The sequence below is a fragment of the Paenisporosarcina sp. P4_E4_2 genome, assembly GCF_056401595.1.
Map to the genome: position 1 here is coordinate 1 of NZ_JBFUJC010000376.1, position 2,877 is coordinate 2,877.

Genomic DNA, 2,877 nt, shown 5'->3' on the forward strand with positions numbered 1-2,877 from the left:
GACTTTCAACGGGCTTACTGAAATCGAATCCATTCCAAGTTAATGGTGCGATATTTTCAAACTGAACGTCTTTCCCAAAACTTCCATTCGTCAATAGAATCCCTTCGATTAAATGAGAAGCTACTTGAGGATCCATTAGTTCTAAGTTCAATTCCTCTGTAAACCGGATACGATTTATCCCTTGTTCATTGCTCACTTCAAAATTGATGCCTTCGGGAATTACACTCTGTAGATAATCACTCTGAGATGTTTTCATTTCATTCATCGCTTCTTGAATGTCCGAATGAGTTTCGTTCATGTTCGGTACCAAAAATTGATTTCCATGTTCATTTCTATACAGATAGAAACTCGTAAACGTGTTCCCACTTGTCAATGCTCGCGGTTTCATAGGACCAACTTGATCAAATTCAGCTTGACTTCCATCTTCATTTTGAAAAACAACTTGGTTGTAGCCATAAAACGTTTCTTGAATTGATTCGGTATACGCATTTATGGTTGCACTCGACAAATCGTAATCATGTGTAGATGGTAACTTGTGAATCAATTGATTCTGTTGTTCTTTAAATTCACCTTCGAATGGATGGAATTCAGCAAATCCAAGTGCGGATTCAACTAATTCACCAGCATATTGATTATACAAATCCAAACTCGTTGGCTCTGCATTTCCTAAATCATTCGCAATGGTCCGGCTCGGAATAAGTACCGTTAAGGGTACAACGATTCCATCATTCGACAACATGCCAATGTGAAAGACTGTGTGTTCTTTTGCATCTACTGGGTAGACAGATGTGAGAACGGCACCTTGACGAGCAAATGTAGGAGACGTTTCCTCATCACTGGTTATGCCCGCACTATCGTTTGCAGATTCTTTACTATTTGAAAACATTTGATTCGATGTATCATCCGCGCTTTCTTCTTCAAGTTTAGCGGAACTATCAGTAACAGCCATCTCTGACATGGCCTTATCCTCATTTTGCGGATTATTGAGAAAACTTGCTACAAGTATTGTCAAGGTTGCCATTGCTGCAACTGCTACAGCCGATGGAATCCATTGTTTACGTTTTTTGTTTTTGCTAACGGCCAATCTTGGATCTTGCTGCAAACGTTTCAATACTTCGTCTTTGGAGCGTGTATCATGTATTTTGGGCACTTGGCTAAGTAACTCGTCAATCTTTTGTTCACTCCATTTATTGTTGCTCACCGTGAACTTGCCTCCTATCCGAATGCCCTGATAAGCGATCCCTAAGTTTATGGATTGCACGATGTTGTGTGGTCTTTACTTTCCCTTCCGTCCATCCGAGAACTTGTGCTGTCTCCGTAATGGATAGGTCTTGAAAGTATCGCATGACAATAACCATTTTTTGATCGCCAGTGCATTCATCTAATACGTCCAGCAATTGCTTCATATCATCATTCATTTCGACTAATTCATCGGGCAGAGCTTCATTGGATCTCAGCTCTTGTTTTTCCCAGTCAAAAAAGTCAAAAGCATGACGCTTGCGTACAGACGACTTTCGAAAATGATCAATCGCAACGTTTTTGGCAATCGAAAATAACCAAGTCTTTTCGGAACTTTTCCCTTCGAATCGGCTGTATGCTTTTAAAACTCTAACATATACTTCATGCATTAAGTCTTCGGCTGTCTGTCTATTTTTAACAATATACAGCAAGAACTGAAATACGTCTTGATGATATTGATCATAGAGCCTGTGAAAAACGGAGTCATTCATGAACTCCCCCCGTTCATAAAATTAGTCGTTACAACAAATAAAAAGTTACATTTTTTTTATTGGTAATGTAAAGGTAAATTTGGTTCCAACATTTTCTTCACTCATTACTGAAATCACACCATCATGGGCTTCCACCATATTTTTGGCAATGGCAAGACCCAAACCAGTTCCACCTTTTCCTCTTGTTCTCGATTTATCTGCTTTGTAAAAACGCTCAAACACATACGGCAGATCTTCAGCTGGTATTCCCGAACCTGTGTCCTCCACGCTAATTTTCACGAACGCATTGTGTTGTTCGACACATACCGTGACTTTTCCTTCATTCGGTGTATGACGGATAGCGTTATCAATCAGATTGGTCAAAACTTGTTCAATACGATCTTCGTCCACTTCTGTAGTCAATTTCGGAGAGACGGCAGAATCGAATTTCAAATCAATGTGTGATTCCTTCGCTACTTGTGCGAATTTTTGTGTAATTCTTTCGATGACTGGGGAAACAGCAACWTTCTCTTTATACAGACGCATCCTACCTGATTCCATACGGGCTAAATCCAATAAATCAGTAACGAGTCGTCCCATGCGTTGGGATTCTTCATAAATAATTTTTATCATTTCGTCTCGTTCTTCTTCAGATGATACGACATCATCTATAATGGCTTCGCTATACCCTTGCAACATCGCAATAGGGGTTCTGAGTTCATGAGACACATTCGCTATGAAGTCAGAGCGTAATCGATCCAGTCGATGTTGTTCAGTCATATCCCGCAATACAGCAACGGCTCCCCTAATTGAATCACCACTGTACAATGGACTGATTGTAATGGCAAAATAGCTTCCTTCCATTTCGAGTTCTTCATTAATTTCTTCTTCCATATGAAGGCCATGGTCGAGCATGTGATCCATTTCAACAGGTATCGGCTGACCATTATTCGTACCCATGCGGAAAAACCATTTTTGTAACAATTTTTCAGCTTGTGGATTGCTTAGTAAAATCGTATGATCACGATTAAACGTAATGACGGCATCTGTCATCGACGTCAAAATACTGGATAGCTGTTCCTTCTCTTGATTGATTACTTCTAAATGATGCTTTAATTGTCTTCCCATCTGGTTAAATGCATTTGCCAACTGGCCAATTTCATCATTT

3 protein-coding genes are annotated in these 2,877 nt (G+C 39.8%); all 3 read right to left on the minus strand.

The window, feature by feature from the left end; genetic code table 11:
• The coding region (locus AC1DSB_RS17345; RefSeq protein WP_477587212.1) for a hypothetical protein at positions 1–1,201 on the minus strand (1,201 nt) is incomplete at its 3' end.
• Positions 1,188–1,730, minus strand: coding sequence for an RNA polymerase sigma factor SigX (gene sigX / locus AC1DSB_RS17350; protein ID WP_016427444.1), 543 nt, complete (start codon positions 1,728–1,730; stop codon positions 1,188–1,190). The genes AC1DSB_RS17345 and sigX, both read right to left, overlap by 14 nt.
• 45 nt (positions 1,731–1,775) lie before the next feature.
• On the minus strand, positions 1,776–2,877 hold a 1,102-nt coding region (locus AC1DSB_RS17355), incomplete at its 5' end, for a sensor histidine kinase (protein ID WP_477587213.1).